Genomic DNA, 20,047 nt, shown 5'->3' on the forward strand with positions numbered 1-20,047 from the left:
CTGTTTAATGTGTGAGCTCAGGCGGCGAGGCGCAGCGCCTGAGCTTCATATCTGCGCAAGACCGTACGCGCGGTCTGGCCATAGCCATTGGGGTTTGTGCGCAGCTCCGGGAACAGAGAAAACAGCTCTTCGCGGCCCGCATCATCCAGATTGCCCAGACCTTCCTGACCGGGGTGATAGCTTTCCGATGGCGCACCATTGGCAAAGACCACCTCGTGTTGGTCAAACAGCATATGGTGATAGGTCACCTGCGCCCGAGGGGTCACCCGCACGCCCTCAGCGTTCAGAAGGTGGCGGGCCGGGATCATCACCTCGCTTGCGCCAAACATCAACGTGGCTTCATAGCCTTCGAACACCATCCGGTGCTGGGGCGAGACCAGAAGCGGGCTGTGATTGCCAAACAATCCGGCGTCGATGCGGATGGGGGCGGCCTCGGCGTGGGCGTCCACGGTCTTGGCCCCGATCCAACGGATGGGTTGCAGCCCATTGTCGCGCGTCAGCACCATGTCGCCGGGGGCCAGTGACTGGATCGGACGTTCGCCGCGATTGGTCATGATCATCGTGTCATCGGTGAAGCAGATGAAGACATTCTCGATATTGGTAAAGGTGACGACCGTGCCATCCGCCAGGGTAACCGTGCCGTTTTCCGAATTGCCGGGATCAAACGTGACATCTGACACCGTGCCCAGATGGCCCAGATAGAGCGTGTCATTGTCCAGCCCATCAGGGTCCTCGCCCCCGTCAATGGTGATCGTGCCGCCAGAGCCGTCCAGCGCATCGGTCGGGTCCAGGTAGATGCTGTCATCGCCGTCGCCACCGGTGACCGTGTCACCCGCGCCGGTGCGGATCGTGTCGTCTCCTGCGCCACCATCCAGTGTGTCGACGCCCGCGCCGCCATCCAGCGTGTCATTGCCGTCTTCGCCATAAATCTGGTCGTCGCCGTCTCCGCCCGACAGAATGTCGTCTCCGCCGGTCATGATCGGGGTGAAATGCACATCCGTGATAAAGACGGCGTGGGTGATGTTCTGGCCGTTTGAATAGGAGATCGAGATGTTGGATACCGGCCCGGCGATCTCGACCAGAAGCGAGGCTTCGGCGTCAATTGCGTCCTGCGCGGAGGTGCCCGTGGCGGTGTTGCCGACAATGGTCATGCCCGTGCCGCCGGTCAGAGTGACCGTGACCGGGTTGCCGTCCGCATCCGTGGCGGTCACGGTGATCGTATCGGTATGGTTCGAGGCGCCAAAGTCCAGATCGTTGATCCGGAAGGAGACGTTTTCAACATTGTCCGACGCGTCGGCCGTGTTGCCGGCAAAATCAATGGTGACGTCAGCAGTGTCCGCATCACCGTTGCCGTAAAGGCGTCCGCCCGAATTGTCGAAAGGCTCGCCCGTATCGGAATACTGTGCCGTGCTGGTGTCCAGCGTGAAGGTCGCAGCGTTGTTGCCGGTGTCCGTGAAACCCACGGTCACATCCATCACACCTGTGGTCTGGGTGAACCCGCCCGACAGGTCCGCGCCATTGGCGCCTTGATCTGACCAGTCCAGCACCTCGCCTGAATTGTCACCAAGGCTGTCGCCATAAATCACATCATCGCCGGTGCCACCGTCCACGGTATCATTGCCGGCCCCTGCATAAACGGTGTCACCACCGGCGCCAGCGTTGATCACATCGTCATTGTTGGCTGACGCGTTGTCATTGGCATCGACCAGATCGCCATCGGGGTCGCCGACAAAGCCACCGTCGATCACGTCGCTGCCTGCGGTGCCTTCCACCACGTCATCAACACCGGTTGCATCGCGGAAGTCGAAATCCGAGGTCATGGGCGTTGCGCCAGATCCGTTGGCAGAGGTGTCACCATCCGTGTCGGCCAGCGAATAATTGCCTGACCCGTCCACGGTGTCGTTGTTCACATCTGCACCAACCACATTGTCGACCGCATCCATGATGCCGTCGCCATCTGTGTCGCCCGAGGCGTCGATGGTGGCCTGATCCACGCCGTGGCCGGCCTCGACCACATCCAGAATGCCGTCTCCATCGCTGTCCGTGTCGATGTAGTCCGCAATGCCGTCGCCATCGGTGTCCACCGGCGTCAGGCCGGCGCCATAGCCGTCATCCACCCCGTTGCCATCCAGATCGGCCCCGGTGGGGGACAGGATCGGACCCGAGGCCTGCGCCTCGATATTGTCAGCGATGCCATCATTGTCACTGTCCAGGTCCAGGTGGTCGGCAATGCCGTCGCCATCCGTGTCGCGGGTGTTGGTCACGGAAGAGACGTTGAAGGTCTCGGTTGTGGTCGTGCCGAAATTCGGGTTCGCGCCGCTGTTGAAAACCTCGTTCCCATCAAGCGAAATGGCATAGTAGGCAGGATCTCCACCGGCCAGCCCGTCGCCGTAGTCGTCAATAATGGTAAAGCTGTAGTTGCCTGTGCCAGCCACCGGCACATCCCATGTCTGCACACCGCTGCCGGTATTGGTGCCAGAGGCGATAAGCGTGCCGTCGGGCGCGCGCAATTCCCAGCGGGTGTTGTCGATATTGGAATACTGATCGCCGTCTATGGTGATGGTGATCGTGGAAGGTACGCCGACGGAATAGCCCTCGTCGACGTCCAGAATGCCATCATCGTCCTGATCAAGAAGTGCCATCTTCTGCCCTTGCCATCCATCTTCCGCGCTGAGCGGGTCACGTGTTGCAAGGCATGGGCAGCGGTTGCTGTCCTGTTTTGTTTCTGCTCATGCCTCAATCGAGGGCTCTGCGGCCCTTTGTTGAGCATGAAGATGACGCCCGCGCTGGGCAGAAACATGGCGCAGGCGGTGAAAAACTGTGAAATTTAAACAAGTTTGCGGCGAAAAAGGGGCAAGTTTTAACAAAACCTGCCCCACGCTTGAGACCATGGCCTCATCCGTCGATCAACCGGCGCGCGCGGCCATGAAAGTGGTCAGCCGGGCCAGACCCTCGCGGATGTCCTCGGTCGAGCGGGCATAGGAAAAGCGCAGCGTGGTGGCGCCGCGCACCGGGTCGAAATCCAGCCCCGGTGTCACCGCAACCCCTGCCTCTTCCAGAATCTCGGCGGCGAAGGCCCGGCTGTCATTTGTGTGATCAGAGACATCAGCATAGATGTAAAACGCCCCGTCCGGCGGCGCGATCTTGTCAAAGCCTGCGCTGGGCAGTCCCTCCAGCATCAGCTGGCGATTGGTGGCATAAGTGGCCAGATTGGCGTCCAGCTCGTCACGGCCCTGGAGCGCGCCCAAAGCGGCGATCTGGCTGGCATGGGGTGGGCAAATGAACATGTTCTGCGCCAGCCGCTCGATCTGGCGCACGTGATCTTCGGGCACCACCATCCAGCCCACGCGCCAACCGGTCATCGAGAAATATTTCGAGAAACTGTTGATCACATAGACATCATCGGTCAGCTCCAGCGCCGAGACCGCACGGCCGTCATATTGCAGCCCGTGATAGATCTCGTCCGCAATGAAACTGGTGTCCTTGTCGCGACAGGTGCCAATCAACCCTTCAAGGGCCGCGTGATCCAACATGGTGCCTGACGGGTTGGCAGGGGAGGCGGTGATCAGGCCCGCCAGCCCGTCGGGAATGTCGGCGGGGACCGGTTGCAGACGGTTTTCTGGTTTCGTGGGCAGACCCACGGGTGTCAGGTTCAGCGCCTTCAGGATTTGCCGGTAGGACGGGTAGCCCGGCTCGCCCAGCCCCACCTTGTCGCCCGCTTCAAACAGGGCCGTGAACGCCAGGATGAACGCGCCCGAGCTGCCCGGCGTGACCACCACGCGGTTCGGGTCCAGCGTGACGCCATACCAATCCTTGTAAAGCGCTGCGATCCCTTCGCGCAGGGCAGGCAGACCCAGCGCCACAGTGTAGCCCATCGCGTCTTCGTCCATCGCACGCACCAACGCGTCACGGGCGGCTTTCGGGGCTGGGGTGGACGGCTGGCCCACTTCCATATGAATAATATGACGACCTTTGGCTTCCGCCGCACGGGCGGCCTCCATCACATCCATCACAATAAAGGGATCAACATGACCGCGGCTTGATTTTTTCACATGGACCTCCATAGGTTACTGCGACCGGGTTTACGCGCGGGATTAGGGAAGTCAATGGCCGTATCGGCGGGGTTGTGATGGATTTGCGCCCGCGTCACTCTGCCGGTTGGCAGCCCCGGCACCATCGCGTAGATGCGGGGGCAACAGACGAACAAACGCGCGGGCCGGATCGGGCCGCCAGAACAGGGAAACCGAGCATAATGAGCTTTCACCTCGCCCCATTTGTGCGCAAATTCGCGCTGACCGCAGCTTTGGCGCTGGGCACGGCGCTGCCCGCCACCGCGCTTGATCTGGGCAATCTGTCCGACGAAGAGCGCAGCCTGTTTCGCGACGAGGTCCGGGCCTATCTTCTAGACAATCCCGAAGTGCTGATCGAAGCCTTCGAAGTCTACGAGATGCGCCAGGAAATGGCACAGGCCGAGCTGGATGTGGAACTGGTCAAAGCCAACGCCAGCGACCTGTTTCAAGACGGGTATTCCCATGTCGAAGGCAATCCTGATGGCGACATCACCATCGTCGAATTTGTCGACTATCAATGCGGCTATTGCCGGCGCGCCTATGATGTTGTGCAGGAGCTTTTGGAGAAAGACAGCGGTATTCGCGTGATCTTGAAAGAGTTCCCGATCCTGTCGGAAGCCTCTCTTCTGTCGGCGCGTTTCGCTATTGCCGGGCAGCAGCTCTTTGGTGAAGAGGCCTATGGCAAACTGCATGACGCGCTGATCACCATTCGCGGCGAAGTAACCGTTGAGCGGCTGGTGGAACTTGCGGGCGATCTGGGGCTGGATGGAAAGGCGATTGTTGCGGAAATGGCATCGCCTGCCGTGTCGGAGGTCTTGCAAAAGAACCGCGAGTTGGGCCAGCGTCTGCGCATTACGGGCACCCCGGCCTTTGTTATCCAGGACAGTATGGAACGCGGATTCCTTGAGCTTGACGTCATGGAAGAGATCATCGCCGAGAAACGTGAAGGCAGCTGAGATGAGCGCGGCCACGCGGATCTTGGGCCGGACATTGGATCGGATCTTGGGCTTGGGGCACAACCTACTCCGGGCCGGGGCCGCTATTTTCACGGGGCTCACACTGGTTGCGGCTCTGTGGGGCATGACCAGCGTGTCGACGGCGCAGGCCGCCGATCAGGGGCTAAGTGGCCTTGCGCGGCTCACCGATGACAAGGTCGAATTGTCGGATCGCTGGCGCGGGGTCGATATGTCCATCCCGATGACACGGTTTGTGCCGTGGCGTGTGTTTACCTTGGCGGATCCCTACCGGGTTGTGCTGGATTTTTCTGAACTCGACTGGTCCGGGCTGGATCGCGAGGGGCTGAACGCAGGATCAGATCGTGTGGTCGACGTGCGGGCAGGGCTTTTTCGACCGGGTTGGACGCGCATGGTCCTGACCTTGGCCGCACCCATGGGGATCACACAGGCCGAGATGACAAAACATGGTGACGGCGCGGCACTGTCCTTGCGCCTTGATCCGGTCTCGCCCGAGGAGTTTGCGGCCGGGGTAGGCGCACCTGAAACCAGCGCTTTTCAGAAGGTAACCCGGCCGATGCCATCGCCCAAAACCCGGCAAAACGGGGTCGGTGACGTGATTGTCGTGTTGGACCCGGGCCATGGGGGCATTGATCCGGGGGCCGAACGGGACGGGGTGGTCGAAGCCAAGCTGATGCTGCGCTTTGCGCTGGAGTTGAAAGAAGCCCTGCTGCGTGCGGGCGGTTTCCAGGTCGTGTTGACGCGGGACGAAGATGTGTTTGTGCCGCTGGAAGAACGCGTGACCATCGCGCGCCGGGCCAATGCGGATGTGTTTTTGTCCCTGCACGCGGACGCTTTGGCGCAAGGGCGCGCCAATGGCGCCACGGTTTACACCCTGGCCGACGAGGCCACGGATGCCGCGTCGCAGTCGCTTGCAGAACGTCATGACCGGGCCGATCTGTTGGCGGGGGTGGACTTGTCGCGTCAGGATGATGCGGTGGCGCTTGTCCTGATGGATCTTGCCCGCACAGAAACTGCGCCGCGGTCAGAAGCGCTGGCCGATGCGCTGGTTGAAGGCATCCACACCGCCACCGGATCAACCTATAAATCACCGCATATGCGGGCCGGGTTTTCCGTGCTGAAAGCGCCTGACATCCCCTCGGCTCTGATAGAGCTGGGCTTTCTGTCATCGCCACGCGATCGCAAACGCCTGATCGACCCGGAGTGGCGCGCACAGGCTGCAGGGGGGATACGCGACGCGTTGCGATATTGGGTTGTGCAGGATGCCGCGCGCGCCGAGCGGCTGCGTCAGTAACCCGATCAGAACGAGGCGACATCCGCGCGCGCATTGGGTGCACATGGTGGTTCAGACCATGCGGCACTGCTTTGGCACGGAGCCTCGCGATGCAGGGCACGCCAGTTTATTTTCTTGTCAGAAATACCTCGGGGTGAGCGCAAAGCGCGAGGGGCAGAGCCCCTAAAGCGTTTCGGGATAAACTTGAGGCACAAGTTGATTTCGAAACGCCCACGACATTGATATCTCATACCGCGTTTCGGTTTTCCCCTATCTCAGGTTCAAACCGAAACGCTTTAATTTGGTCGCGGGAAACACGCCCGCCCGTCGTTGATCCCCAAAAGGGGATCGCCTTCGGTTTGGGGTGGGGGCCCCCCGGGGGTGGGGGGCCCCCCCCCCCGCAAGCAACATGTCTCATGAAACCTGTGCCCGGTGATCTCACTCAGGCTGAGCGCGGCGGATTAAAGCCCTTTGGCCCGATAGCTGGCCGCGACCCTGTCAATGGACACGATATAGGCGGCCATGCGCAGGTCATCGACGTCATCGCGCGCGTGCCACACCTCGCGCATCGCCTGATAAGCAATGCGCATCGTGTCATCCAGACCTGATCGCACCAGCTCCAGCTCGTCGGCGCCGCGCAGGTATTTCGCTTTGAATTTCGGATCAAGCGACCATTTCTTACCCATCATGTCTGACAGGTTTTCCAACTGGTCGACCACCAGCTGGTGGCGCGCCTCTTCCTGGCGGCGCTGCATGCGGCCAAAGCGGATGTGGCTAAGGTTCTTGACCCATTCGAAATAGGAAACAGTCACACCGCCCGCGTTGGCATAAAGGTCGGGAATGATCACCGTGCCTTTTTCGCGCAGAACCTTGTCAGCGCTGGCCGTGACCGGACCGTTGGCGGCTTCGATGATCAGAGGCGCCTTCACGCGGTCGGCGTTTTCAAGGTTGATCACCCCTTCAAGTGCTGCCGGGATCAGGATGTCGCAATCCATCTCAAGCAGCTCGGCCCCATTTTCCACATAGGTGGCATTGCCGAAGCCTTTCACGCCGCCATGGGTGCCAATCCATTGGTGCACGGCTTCCACATCCAGCCCGTTTTCGTCCATCAGCGCACCATCGCGTTCGATGATGCCAACGATCTTCGCGCCATCTTCTTCCGACAGGAATTTGGCCGCGTGGAAGCCCACATTGCCCAGACCCTGCACAACGATGCGTTTGCCGTCGAGCTTGCCCGATAGGTTGGCGATCTTCACATCCTCGGGGTGACGGAAAAATTCGCGCAGCGCATATTGCACGCCGCGCCCCGTGGCCTCGACCCGGCCCGAGATCCCGCCCGCGTGGGGGGGCTTGCCGGTCACACAGGCGCGCGCGTTGATATCGGTGGTGTTCATGCGCGCATATTGGTCTGCGATCCACGCCATTTCGCGTTCACCTGTGCCCATGTCGGGGGCAGGGACGTTCTGCGAGGGGTTGATCAGGTCGCGTTTGGCCAGCTCATAGGCGAAGCGGCGGGTGATCACCTCAAGCTCGTGTTCTTCATAGTCATTGGGGTTGATGCACAACCCGCCCTTGGAGCCGCCGAAAGGCGTTTCCACCAGGGCACATTTGAACGTCATAAGCGCGGCCAGCGCCTCGACCTCATCCTGATCGACGGCCACGGCATAGCGGATCCCGCCCTTTACCGGTTCCATATGTTCGGAATGCACCGAGCGATAGCCGGTGAAGGTCTTGATCTCGCCCCTGAGGCGCACGCCGAAGCGGACGGTGTAGGTGGCGTTACAGACACGGATTTTTTCTTCAAGCCCGGCCGGAAGATCCATCAGGGACACGGCCCTGTTGAACATCAATTCGACGGATTCGCGGAAACTGGGCTCTGGTTGAGGGGACATTTTGTACCTCTGTGCACTTGGCAAATGCAGTGGATTTTCACTGCAGATTTGATTTCTGTTTTACGTTTCTGCACTGCCGCAGAATCGTTTTGATGCGACAATACCGCGCATACGGTACGCCGATTTGCTTAATATTCTACCCCAAAAGACTTCCGACCAGCGGGTCAGGAGAGCAGGCCATTAACCACGATTGCCAATCAGAAACGCTGCGCATTGGCAGATCGTTTCCGGGCGCGCGACAATAAGGCAGAAGTGAGGGGGAATAGGGCCGGGATGCTCCCCATTACCCTGTAATTGCCTTAATTTCGCCATAGCTCTTTTGTTCACTGCCTCAGTCAAGGCCTAGGGTGAGTGTGCCTTGTGACCGCGTGTTCAACGCGTAACAGGAGAATTGAGATGGCTCGCATCGAAGAGCAAAAGACAGTGTGGGGCTGTGAGGTGAACCGGGCAGGGTGGCTGCACGGAACGACTCGCCGCGCGCGGCACTTTGCCCGTGATGAAGATGGCGCGATGTTTTTTCTGGCGCTGTTGCTGTTTGTTTTTATGCTGGGGTTTTCCGGTCTGGCAACGGACCTTATGAAAGCGGATGGGTACAGATCGCAGATCCAGTACACGATGGACCGCGCGCTGCTGGCTGCGGCGCATCCCGACCAGAAAAATGACCGCAAAGCCGTGGTTCTGGACTATTTCGACCGCGCCGGGCTGAGCCATTTCATTGATGAAGACAACGTGCATGTGCAGGTTGCTGCTGATGGCACCAAGGTCTTTGCGCAATCCAGCATTTCGGTGCCCACGCCTTTCCTGAGCTTTTTTGGTGTCGATCATGTCGAGGCGCAGGCCAGTGGGGGGGCTGCAAAGGTCAACCAGCTGACCGAAGTGTCTTTGGTCGTGGACGTGTCCGGTTCGATGGGCAACAACTCGACCACGGGCAACACCAAGATCAAAGAGTTGCGTGATGCGGCGATCCAGTTTTCGAATCTGCTCTTGTGCGATCCAAATGATCCGACCAAGGAAACCGATTGCACGATCACCAACCGCAAGACGTCGATCTCTCTGGTGCCCTATTCCACGCAGGTGAATGTAGGCGCATCGATCCTGAGTAAATACGACCGGCAGGATGCCCAGGCGAATGCCTATTGTGCTGATTTTCTTGATACGGATTTCAAAGCGGTTGGCGTTGCTCCCAGTGTGGACATGATCAACACGCCCCATCTGGCCCTGCGTCAGGCTGGCAAGTTCTATCGTTATGGTGGGAACTACAAATCTACCAGCAGTGATGCTTATTTGTCTTGCCACACGGACAGCTGGCGTGAGGTGGTGGCATTTGAAGACAATGCAGCGCAGCTTAACTCCCGCATTCGGGCGCTGAAGGCGGAAGGTGACACGGCCATTGATATTGGCATGAAGTGGGGCACGACGCTTCTGAACCACATGGCGCAGCCGGTGATCTCGGGTTTGATCACGGATGGGCTGGTGCATAGCGATTTCTCAGGCCGCCCGTTCAACCCCAACAGCACGGCGTCCTCGAAGTTCGTGGTGTTGATGACGGACGGTCAGAACACCAATCACCACCATCTGTTCGACGGCTATCGCACGGGACCTTCGCCGTTTTGGCTGAACTCCTATCCGAAACACGAACCATGGCACCAACCTTGGAATATCATATCTGTCTATCGTGCCAGTCATGACGATTATACGTGGTTCTATCCGGCCACCGGCGAGACCAAAATTAAGATGGATCACCCTTTTGGGGAAAATGGCAGGGCGGATTGTTTCTATTCTTACTATCACGGCAACAAATGTACGCCGACTTCGGTGAATTTGGTTGAAAGGACCCGGCGTCTGGATTGGTCAACGTTTTGGGCCCACAAATATACTTGGGGCTTTGTGCAGCGCTTCCCATGGCTGGGCACACCCGGACGGCTGATTTCCAACGGCAACGACTTGGATGGGAATGGCACGCGCGATATCGACCAGCGCCTGCTCGACCAATGTGACGCAGCCAAGAACGCAGGGATCACGATCTATACGATCGAGATGGAAACGCCGAACACCGCAACCAATGCGATGCAGCAATGTGCTTCGGTCAAAGGTGGCCAGAGGCTGCACTATAAGGTGTCGGGGCTGGATATGTCCGCGGTCTTCAACAAGATCGCCGAAGACATCAACCGGTTGCGTCTGATCAATTGATGGCCCGCAGGTAGAACACAAGCAGTATGCTGAATGCCCAGGAGGCAGAAACGTGGAACAAGTACAGGTCAATAAGAGTAGGATGCGCGCCGTGGGCCGACGCCTGCGCGCAGCCTTTCTGCGCGAGAACGGCAGCTCTACGGTTGAGTTCGTCATGTGGTTCCCGGTGTTCATGACGCTGTTTCTGACCTCGTTTGAGCTGAGCTTTTATGGCATGCGGGTGTTCATGCTGGACCGCGCAGTGGACCAGACCGTGCGCGATTTGCGGTTGGGTGTTTCGCGGCCTCAGAACACGGCCGAGTTTAAAACGGCGGTCTGTGACCGGGTGTTGTTGAAGGGCGATTGCGTGGCGGACACCAGCGTGCAGTTGATGCGCGTAAACGAAGGGACGTGGAATTTCCCGACGGGGCAGGTGCCCTGTGTGGACCGCGTTCAGCCACTGACGCCGAAACAGGAAGACGTCAATTACAGCACCGGCGGCGGGGGTGACCTGATGCTTTTGCTTGTGTGTCAAAAGAAACGGCCGTTTTTTGGCTCGACGCCATATGTGATGGGCATCCCCGAGGATGAACATGGCGAGATCGCTCTGGCCGCTATCACCACCTTTGTGAACGAACCGTAAGGGAGGGACGAGATGCGACTGACACCCTTTTCACTGCGTTCCATGCGCCTCATAGAGCGCCTGCGTGACTTTTGCCGGGCCGACACGGGCACGGTCACCGTTGAAAGCGTGATGATCCTGCCCGTGCTGCTGTTCGGGCTGCAATTCAGCTATGGCTACTACGAGGCCCAGCGGCGCGAAACCCTGTCGGTTAAGGCGAACTACGCGATCTCTGACTATCTGTCGCGCGTGCCGACCATCGACCAGGCCATGGTCAACGGGTTGGAAGATTTGCTGGAACTGATGACCCAGTCTGAAGATGGGGCGTGGGTGCGCGTGTCCGTGGTGGAATGCACAAAAACGCCCGCCAAATGCAACAACAAGACACCACGCCGATTGACCTTCAATACGGACAAACAAATCTCTTCGGAAAGCTCGCTTAAAAGACACACCCAATGGTCGATGCGGGCCAAGATGGGGCCGATTATTCCGGTGATGTATCGTGGGGAATCGCTGATTGTGGTTGAAACCATGATCCAGACGAAGCCGACGTTTTTTGGCCATTGGACCGGGTTTCATGAACGCGGCGTGTATCGGGTCTCGGTCACCGGATCGCGGGAATATGACGAGCTGTGCTTTGATACGGGCAATACTGTCTGTCCGTGATCGGCTGTCGGGTCGCCTCTGGGTGTGACCCATTTCGGCTTGATGCCGTTTGAACGCTTCGTGCCGCCCTGTGCAAAATAGCACACAGACCTGCCGATTTCTGTGGAATTGAGCGCAGCTGCGAAAGCCCCTAGCTTTCTGTCAGCCCACAAGGGGCAGAAAGCGAGGTTCCATGTCCATTCGTCCCATCCTCTCCGCGTCACAGGCAGCGCCCACGACCGAGGGCGCAGGCGTGCATCTGCATCGCGCTTTTGGCTTTCATGAGCCTGACGCCTATGACCCGTTCCTGCTGTTTGATGATTTCCGCAACGATGATCCCCTGCTGTCGGAAAAAGGGTTTCCGTGGCATCCGCATCGGGGCATTGAAACCATCACCTATGTGCTGGCAGGCGAGGTCGAACATGAAGACAGCCTGGGCAATCAGGGCAGGCTGGGGGCCGGAGATGTGCAGTGGATGACCGCCGGGTCGGGCATCATGCATCAGGAAATGCCAATTGCGAACACACGCGGGCAGATGCATGGGTTCCAGCTCTGGGCCAACTTGCCGCGGGATCTGAAAATGACCGCGCCGAACTATCAGGATGTGCCCTCGGGCGAAATTCCGGTGATCGAAGAAGATGACGGCACCAAGGTCCGGGTTATCGTTGGGAATTTCTGGGGCCGATCCGGCCCGGTCGACGGGATCGCCGCAGATCCGCTTTATCTGGATATCAGCGTGCCCGCAGGAGTGACCAAGAGATTTCCGGTGGACACCCGCCGTCAGGCCTTTGCCTATGTGTTCGAGGGGGCAGGGGCGTTCACGGACGCCGCCCCAGCGCAAGGTGTGCTGCTTGAGAAAGAGGTGATGGGCCACGAGGTCAACATCCGTGACCTGTCGGGCAACCGCACCGTGATCCGCTTTGGCGCAGGCGACGAGGTGCGGGTGCAGGCCGGGCCAGAGGGGGTGCGGTTCCTGTTGGTGGCCGGCGCGCCGATCCGCGAACCCGTTGCATGGCACGGCCCGATCGTGATGAACACCAAGGACGAGCTGCGTCAGGCGATGAGCGATCTTCGCAACGGCACGTTTATCAAACCCGCGCATTAAATCGTTTCCAGCTGTTGCCGATCACAGCAATAGCTGGAAACGCTTTGGACCAATGTCGCAATCCGTTTTGATTGCGTCGGTCATTGCATAAATCTGACGAATTGTTACAAGGGCAGGAACGCTGCCCTTTTTTCACTGGTTAAATGTCCCGACTGCTCCACCTTGTTGACCTGCCACCGATCTGGCTGATCGGTATGCTTGGCATTGGGTATGGCGTGGACAGGGTTTTGCCCGGTCTGGGTTTCGGCTTTGGGTGGAGCGCCAGTTTGGGCACGGTCTTGGTTGTGATCGGTCTGGCCCTTATGGGATTTGCGGTGCCTGCTTTTGTGCGCGCCCGCACGTCGATCATCCCGCGCCGGGTGCCGCGCCGCATTCTGACCACGGGCATCTATCGGCTGACACGCAACCCGATCTATCTGGGCGACGCGTTGGTTCTGGGCGGCATGATCCTGCGTTGGGATGTCTTGCCAGCATTGGTGCTTGTGCCGGTTTTCATCCAAGTGATCACGCGCAGGTTCATCATCGGGGAAGAGGCCGGGCTGCTGTATGAATTCGGAGAGGAGTTCCGGGACTGGGCCGCCCGTGTACGCCGGTGGCTATGAGATTTGTTGCTGCAAAGCAGCATTGCGCCATGACGGCGCGTCGCGTATTGAAACAAAATTGTCGCAATACGCTCCGTAACGATAGCATCTTGCGCGCAGGCCGCGTATAGAATGCGCCATGAAACCGCCGGGGCCGAGGGATGACCCCTCGTTCGGCACACGACGGGAGAAGGAAGAGACTGTGAAAATCGGTGTACCCAAGGAAGTGTTCGAGGGCGAAAATCGCGTTGCGATGACGCCTGAAAGCGCCAAGATGCTGCAAAAGCTGGGCTATGACTGCGTGATCGAGGCCAAGGCAGGCGCCAATGCTGGCTTCTCGGATGCGGCGTACAAAGAAGCAGGTGTCGAGGTCGTCAAGACCGCCGCCGCGCTTTGGAAAGCTGCTGACATCATCGCGAAAGTGCGTCAGCCCAATGATACGGAACTGAAGCGACTGTCGGCCGACAAAACGCTGATCAGCTTCTTCAATCCGGGCGGCAACGAGGACGGTCTGGAAAAGGCCAAGAAGTCCGGTGCCAGCGTGATTGCGATGGAAATGGTGCCGCGGATTTCGCGCGCGCAGAAAATGGACGCTCTGTCGTCCATGGCAAACATCGCAGGCTACCGTGCCGTGATCGAAGCCGGGAACAACTTTGGCCGTTTCTTCACCGGTCAGGTGACCGCCGCTGGTAAGGTACCGCCTGCCAAGGTTCTGGTTGTCGGTGCCGGTGTGGCCGGTCTGGCCGCCATTGGCACCTCGACCTCGCTGGGGGCGATCACCTATGCGTTTGACGTGCGCCCCGAAGTGGCCGAGCAGGTTGAATCCATGGGCGCCGAGTTCGTCTATCTGGATTTTGAGGAAGAACAGCAGGATGGCGCCGCCACCGGTGGTTACGCCGCTGTCTCCAGCCCCGAATTCCGCGAAGCCCAGCTGGCCAAGTTCCGCGAGCTGGCTCCTGAGGTTGACATCGTCATCACCACCGCGCTCATTCCCAACCGCGAAGCCCCCAAGCTTTGGCTGAAGGACATGATCGACGCGATGAAGCCGGGCTCGGTCATTGTTGACCTTGCGGCTGAAAAAGGCGGCAACGCCGAAGGCACCGTGATGGACGAGAAGGTCGTGACCGAGAATGGCGTGACCATCATCGGCTATACCGACTTCCCGTCGCGCATGGCGGCTCAATCGTCGAGCCTGTATGCCAACAATATCCGTCACATGATGTCGGACCTGACGCCCGAAAAGGACGGCAAGGTCAATCACGACATGGAAGACGACGTGATCCGTGGCGCGACCGTGACCCATGAGGGCGAGATCACCTTCCCGCCGCCCCCGCCGAAGGTGCAGGCCATCGCGGCCCAGCCGAAGGCAGAGGTCAAGGAGCTTACGCCCGAGGAAATCAAGGCACAGGAAGCCGCCGCGTTCAAAGCGCAGACCAAACAGCAGGTGACCCTGTTGGCGGTTGGCGGTGCGTTGCTGCTCTTGCTGGGTCTTTATGCACCGGCCAGCTTCATGCAGCACTTCATCGTGTTCGTGCTGGCCGTGTTCGTGGGCTTCCAGGTGATCTGGAACGTAAGTCACTCGCTGCACACACCGCTCATGGCTGTCACTAACGCCATTTCGTCGATCATCATTCTGGGCGCGCTCATGCAGATCGGATCGGGGTCCTTCCTCGTGATCCTCTTGGCTGCCGCCTCGGTCTTCATGGCCGGGATCAACATTTTCGGCGGCTTCCTCGTGACACGGCGCATGCTCGCCATGTTCCAGAAATCTTAAGGGGGTAGGGATCATGGAATTTGGTTTCACCACGGCTGCATATGTTGTTGCAGCAGTTCTGTTCATCCTCTCCCTTGGCGGTCTGTCAGGGCAGGAAAGCGCAAAACGCGCGGTATGGTATGGCATTGTCGGCATGGGGCTGGCTGTTGTCGCAACGCTGATCGGCCCCGGTTCGGGTCTTTGGTGGCTGTCGATCCCGCTGATCGCAGCAGGCGGCGTCATCGGCTATCAGCTGGCCTCTAAGGTCGAGATGACCCAGATGCCGGAGCTGGTCGCCGGGATGCACGCGCTGGTTGGTCTGGCGGCTGTGTTCGTTGGCTTCAACGCGCATTTCGAGATTGGCAATGCCGCCGAGGCGTTGGCTGCTGGCGGCGATGCTGTCAAAGAGCTGGGCGCCTTCGGGAAGCTCATCGCCAAGAAATCCGCCGTTGAGATCAGCATCCTGCTTGTTGAACTCAGCTTGGGTGTCTGGATTGGTGCCGTGACCTTTACCGGTTCGGTCATCGCCTATGGCAAACTGTCGGGCAAAGTAACCTCGTCAGCGGAGAAGCTGCCGGGCGGTCACATGCTGAACGCCGGTGCGGCTGGGATCTCGGTCCTGTGTCTGATCTGGTATCTGAACACGGCAGCTTTCCTGCCGCTGATCATCCTGACCATCGCGGCGCTGTTCATCGGCTATCACCTGATCATGGGCATCGGCGGTGCCGACATGCCCGTCGTGGTGTCGATGCTGAACAGCTACTCGGGTTGGGCTGCGGCGGCCATCGGCTTCTCGCTTGGCAACGACCTTCTGATCGTTGTGGGTGCGCTGGTTGGCTCGTCGGGTGCGATCCTCAGCTACATCATGTGTAAGGCGATGAACCGCTCGTTCGTCTCGGTCATTCTGGGCGGCTTTGGCGGCGGCTCGGATGGTCCGGCCATGGAAATCGAAGGCGAGCAGATCGCCATCGACGCCGATGGTGTGGCCGCCTCGCTTGAGGACGCTGACAGCGTGGTCATCATCCCCGGTTACGGTATGGCTGTGGCACAAGCCCAGCAGAACGTGGCCGAGCTGACCCGCCGTCTGCGCGCCAAGGGCAAGAACGTGCGCTTTGCCATCCACCCGGTTGCCGGCCGTCTGCCCGGTCACATGAACGTGCTCTTGGCGGAAGCCAAAGTGCCTTACGACATCGTGCTGGAAATGGACGAAATCAACGACGATTTCCCCGAGACCGACGTGGCGATTGTTATTGGCTCAAACGACATCGTGAACCCGGCAGCCCAGGACGACCCCAACAGCCCCATCGCCGGGATGCCGGTTCTGGAATGCTGGAAGGCCAAGCAGGTCTTCGTGTCGAAACGTGGCCAGGGTGCTGGCTACTCGGGCATCGAGAACCCGCTGTTCTTCAAAGAGAACACGCGCATGTTCTACGGCGATGCGAAACAGTCGCTGGATACGCTTCTGACGCTGATCCAATAAGCGTTTGAGAAAATCAGAGAGGGGCGGCGCATTGCGTCGCCCTTTTTCTTTGCGCTTTCCCTTTGGGGCTGCGCGCAATACACCCATCCCATGAACCCCACACGCGGCATTGCCCTGAAACTCGGATCGGTCCTCTTCTTCATGTCCATGCAGGCCATGGTGAAGGCGGTGACCATTGGCGTGCCGCCGGGGCAGATCGTGTTTTTCCGCTCGGTCCTTGCCTTGCCGGTGATTTTTGCCTGGCTCGCCTATGAAGGCCGGTTGCATTCCGCGCTCAGAACCCGCCAGCCCTTGGCCCATGTCAGCCGGGGCACGGTGGGGGTGATGGCGATGGGGCTGAATTTCACTGCCGTGGGCTATCTGGCGCTGCCCGACGTGACCGCGATTTTCTATGCCGCCCCGATCATCACCGTTGTGTTGGCCGCGATCTTTCTGGGCGAAGAGGTGCGGCTCATTCGCGTCAGCGCGGTGCTGGCGGGGCTTTTGGGTGTGATGATCATCATGTGGCCGCAGCTGTCGGGCTGGGGGGCGGGCGATGACCTGAAGGCTTTTGGCGCGATGCTGGCCTTTGGGGCTGCTTGTTTTGTGGCGGTCGCCAAGATCCTTGTGCGCAAGCTGGTGGGGATTGATCCGCCGTCGACCGTGGTGATCTATGCCTCGCTCACCGCGATCACCTTGTCGCTTCTGACCGTGCCCTTTGGCTGGGTCTGGCCCACACGGACCGAGTTCCTGTTGCTTCTGGGCGCAGGGCTGGCTGGCGGGGTGGGGCAGCTCATGCTGACCACGGCCTATACCCATGCCGAGGCGTCCACGATTGCGCCGTTTGACTACACTTCGATGATTTTTGCACTCGCCTTTGGCTACCTGTTCTTTGCCGAGCTGCCGACCTTCCAGACTTTGGTCGGGGCAAGCATCGTGGTGATGGCCGGGCTCATCATCATCTGGCGCGAGGCCCGTCTGGGCAAAACCCGCTCAAAAGCACGTTCGATCAGCGCGCCCGGCGGGTGATTGCCGACCCCGCGCGCATCCCGCGTGAAATATCTGGAAAAATTCGCAAAACCCAACTATCCTTCGCGCAAGGTCCCGCGTAAGACGGGAAAGCAGTTCGGATCAGACACCCGCAATAGGGGCGGTCCGGTGGACATGAGCGGTACAGATTTTACAGGCGGTTTTTCATGACTGAAATGGTCTATGGCGCGATTCCCGCGCGTGACGGTGATCCGATTTTGCCACGTTGGTGGCGCACGATCGACAAGTGGTCGGTATCCTGCATCCTGATCCTCTTTGGCATTGGCATCCTGCTGGGGCTGGCGGCCTCTCCTCCGCTGGCCGAACGCAACGGGCTGGGGCATTTCCACTATGTGCAGCGTCAGCTGATTTTCGGTGTGACCGCGCTGGTTGTGTTGTTTGCCACCACGATGATGACGCCGCAAATGGTGCGCCGCCTTGGCGTGCTGGGTTTTATCGTGGCGATGGTTGCGGTGATGCTTTTGCCCGTGCTGGGCACGGATTTCGGCAAAGGGGCCACGCGCTGGTATTCGCTGGGCTTTGCCTCGTTGCAGCCGTCCGAGTTTCTGAAACCTGGTTTTGTCGTCGTGGCCGCGTGGCTGATGGCCGCCAGCCAGGAAATCAACGGCCCGCCCGGTCGCGCCATGTCGGCAGTGCTGGTCACGGTGATCGTGGGCTTTCTGGCGATGCAACCCGATTTCGGCCAATCCGCCCTGATCCTGTTTGGCTGGGGGGTGATGTATTTCCTGGCCGGTGCGCCGATCACTCTGCTGGTTGCGGCGGCCTGTATCGTGATCATGGGCGGCATGTTCGCCTATCACAATTCCGAACATTTCGCGCGCCGCATTGACGGGTTTCTGAACCCCGAAGTCGACCCCACCACCCAGCTGGGCTATGCCACCAACGCCATTCAAGAGGGTGGGTTCTTCGGTGTCGGCGTGGGCGAGGGGCAGGTGAAATGGTCGCTGCCGGACGCACATACGGATTTCATCATTGCCGTCGCCGCCGAGGAATACGGGCTGATCCTCGTTCTGATCATCATCGCGCTTTATGCCACCGTGGTGGTGCGCAGCTTCCTGCGCCTGATCCGTGAACGCGACACGTTCATCCGGCTTGCGGGCTCGGGTCTGGCGGCGATGTTTGGCGTGCAGGCGCTGATCAATATGGGTGTTGCCGTGCGGCTTCTGCCCGCTAAGGGCATGACGCTGCCCTTCGTCAGCTATGGCGGCTCGTCATTGATTGCCGGGGGCATCGCACTGGGGATGCTTTTGGCCTTCACACGCTCGCGCCCGCAGGGCCGCATGCAGGATGTATTTGCCAACCGGCAAGGAAGATAAGGCGGGACGATGTCTGACAAACAACCTCTTTTGGTGATCGCGGCCGGGGGCACGGGCGGTCATATGTTTCCTGCGCAGGCGTTGGCCGAGGCGATGTTACGCCGCGGATGGCGGGTGAAACTGTCCACGGATGCGCGCGGCGCGCGCTATACGGGCGGCTTTCCCCATGTGGTCGAGATCGAGCAAGTCTCTTCGGCCACCTTCCAACGCGGCGGGCTTTTGGCCAAGGCGCTGGTGCCGTTTCGCATTCTGGTGGGCATCATGGGGGCCACGCTGAAAATGCGCCGCGACCGGCCTGCCGTTGTGGTGGGCTTTGGCGGCTATCCGACCATTCCCGCGCTGGGGGCCGCAAAGCTTCTGCGCCTGCCGCGCATGATCCATGAACAAAACGGCGTCTTGGGTCGGGTGAACAAGATTTTTGCCACGCGCGTTGATCACGTGGCCTGTGGCACATGGCCCACCGATCTGCCCGAGGGCGCGCACGGTCTGCATATCGGCAACCCTGTGCGGGGCGAGGTGATGAAACGCGCCGGTGCCGGCTATATCGCGCCGGGCGACTACCCGATGTCGATCCTTGTGATCGGCGGCTCTCAGGGCGCGCGCGCGCTGTCTGACAATGTGCCCGCCGCCATCGCAGGGCTGCCCGATCATCTGCTGAGCCATGTGTCTGTCAGCCACCAGGCCCGCGACGAGGATATGGAACGCGTCACCGCCTATTATAACGAGGCCGGCATCCGCGCCGATGTGCAGCCCTTCTTCACCGATATTCCCCGCCGCATGTCCGAAGCGCAGCTGGTGATCAGCCGGGCCGGGGCCTCGTCTGTGGCGGATATCTCAGTCATTGGCCGCCCGTCCATTCTGGTGCCATACCCCTTCGCCACCGATGACCATCAGACGGCAAACGCCCGTGGTCTGGTCGAGGCGGGGGCCGCCATTCTGATCCCCGAAAGCCAGCTGGACCCGGCGATGCTGACCCAGCAAATCGCGCTGGTTCTGGACAACCCCGAAGGCGCCGAACAGATGTCGCGCGCCGCCCTGAGCGCAGGCAGGCCAGATGCCACCGACGCGCTGGTCACACTGGTTGAACAACTCGCCCAGCGGGCGTAAACGCAGGGGCAGGGGCCGGTGCCCCGCAAAG

Annotated in this window: 15 protein-coding genes; 12 read left to right on the top strand and 3 right to left on the bottom strand. The window is 59.9% G+C overall.

From position 1 onward, the window contains the following. Positions 1-17: 17 nt before the first annotated feature. Together ACRY08_RS10430 and ACRY08_RS10435 are read right to left on the bottom strand one after the other, a co-directional pair. A complete protein-coding gene (locus ACRY08_RS10430; RefSeq protein WP_432449858.1) occupies positions 18-2,642 on the bottom strand; it encodes a Hint domain-containing protein in 2,625 nt (874 codons plus the stop codon). 264 nt (positions 2,643-2,906) lie between these two features. After that, positions 2,907-4,052: a pyridoxal phosphate-dependent aminotransferase gene (locus ACRY08_RS10435; RefSeq protein ID WP_432449859.1), complete on the bottom strand. Its 1,146-nt coding sequence runs from the start codon at positions 4,050-4,052 to the stop codon at positions 2,907-2,909. Positions 4,053-4,252: 200 nt separating this feature from the next. Between ACRY08_RS10435 and ACRY08_RS10440 the strand changes: the two genes are divergently transcribed. Continuing rightward, on the top strand, positions 4,253-5,026 hold the full coding sequence (locus ACRY08_RS10440) for a DsbA family protein (protein WP_432449860.1): 774 nt from the start codon (positions 4,253-4,255) through the stop codon (positions 5,024-5,026). A gap of 1 nt (position 5,027) precedes the next feature. Then, entirely contained in the window at positions 5,028-6,338 is a 1,311-nt protein-coding gene (locus ACRY08_RS10445; protein ID WP_432449861.1) for an N-acetylmuramoyl-L-alanine amidase, read from the top strand. 440 nt (positions 6,339-6,778) lie between these two features. Here ACRY08_RS10445 and ACRY08_RS10450 read toward each other — a convergent pair whose 3' ends face one another. Beyond that, on the bottom strand, positions 6,779-8,209 hold the full coding sequence (locus ACRY08_RS10450; protein ID WP_432449862.1) for a Glu/Leu/Phe/Val family dehydrogenase: 1,431 nt from the start codon (positions 8,207-8,209) through the stop codon (positions 6,779-6,781). Between the two features lie 396 nt (positions 8,210-8,605). Here ACRY08_RS10450 and ACRY08_RS10455 point away from each other — a divergent pair, with 396 nt between their 5' ends. From ACRY08_RS10455 to murG, 10 genes are all read left to right on the top strand, one after another. Continuing rightward, positions 8,606-10,399, top strand: a complete 1,794-nt coding sequence (locus ACRY08_RS10455; protein ID WP_432449863.1) for a pilus assembly protein TadG-related protein — start codon at positions 8,606-8,608, stop codon at positions 10,397-10,399. A 52-nt stretch (positions 10,400-10,451) separates the two neighbouring features. Then, complete coding sequence (locus ACRY08_RS10460) at positions 10,452-11,021, top strand: TadE/TadG family type IV pilus assembly protein (protein ID WP_432449864.1); 570 nt, start codon at positions 10,452-10,454, stop codon at positions 11,019-11,021. Between the two features lie 12 nt (positions 11,022-11,033). Beyond that, on the top strand, positions 11,034-11,666 hold the full coding sequence (locus ACRY08_RS10465) for a TadE/TadG family type IV pilus assembly protein (protein ID WP_432449865.1): 633 nt from the start codon (positions 11,034-11,036) through the stop codon (positions 11,664-11,666). A 172-nt stretch (positions 11,667-11,838) separates the two neighbouring features. After that, the gene (locus ACRY08_RS10470) at positions 11,839-12,750 is read left to right on the top strand and encodes a pirin family protein (RefSeq protein WP_432449866.1); all 912 of its coding nucleotides are present in this window, start codon (positions 11,839-11,841) and stop codon (positions 12,748-12,750) included. A gap of 143 nt (positions 12,751-12,893) precedes the next feature. Then, entirely contained in the window at positions 12,894-13,352 is a 459-nt protein-coding gene (locus tag ACRY08_RS10475) for a methyltransferase family protein (protein WP_432449867.1), read from the top strand. Between the two features lie 181 nt (positions 13,353-13,533). Next, a complete protein-coding gene (locus tag ACRY08_RS10480) occupies positions 13,534-15,105 on the top strand; it encodes a Re/Si-specific NAD(P)(+) transhydrogenase subunit alpha (RefSeq protein ID WP_432449868.1) in 1,572 nt (523 codons plus the stop codon). A gap of 13 nt (positions 15,106-15,118) precedes the next feature. After that, positions 15,119-16,564, top strand: a complete 1,446-nt coding sequence (locus ACRY08_RS10485; RefSeq protein ID WP_432449869.1) for an NAD(P)(+) transhydrogenase (Re/Si-specific) subunit beta — start codon at positions 15,119-15,121, stop codon at positions 16,562-16,564. A 90-nt stretch (positions 16,565-16,654) separates the two neighbouring features. Further along, positions 16,655-17,572, top strand: coding sequence for a DMT family transporter (locus tag ACRY08_RS10490; RefSeq protein WP_432449870.1), 918 nt, complete (start codon positions 16,655-16,657; stop codon positions 17,570-17,572). A gap of 167 nt (positions 17,573-17,739) precedes the next feature. After that, on the top strand, positions 17,740-18,909 hold the full coding sequence (ftsW, locus tag ACRY08_RS10495; protein ID WP_432449871.1) for a putative lipid II flippase FtsW: 1,170 nt from the start codon (positions 17,740-17,742) through the stop codon (positions 18,907-18,909). Between the two features lie 9 nt (positions 18,910-18,918). Next, positions 18,919-20,016, top strand: coding sequence for an undecaprenyldiphospho-muramoylpentapeptide beta-N-acetylglucosaminyltransferase (gene murG / locus ACRY08_RS10500; RefSeq protein WP_432449872.1), 1,098 nt, complete (start codon positions 18,919-18,921; stop codon positions 20,014-20,016). The last annotated feature ends 31 nt before the right edge of the window (positions 20,017-20,047 follow it).

Origin of the sequence: Aliiroseovarius marinus, from assembly GCF_050881025.1 — a bacterium.
GTDB lineage: Bacteria > Pseudomonadota > Alphaproteobacteria > Rhodobacterales > Rhodobacteraceae > Aliiroseovarius > Aliiroseovarius marinus_A.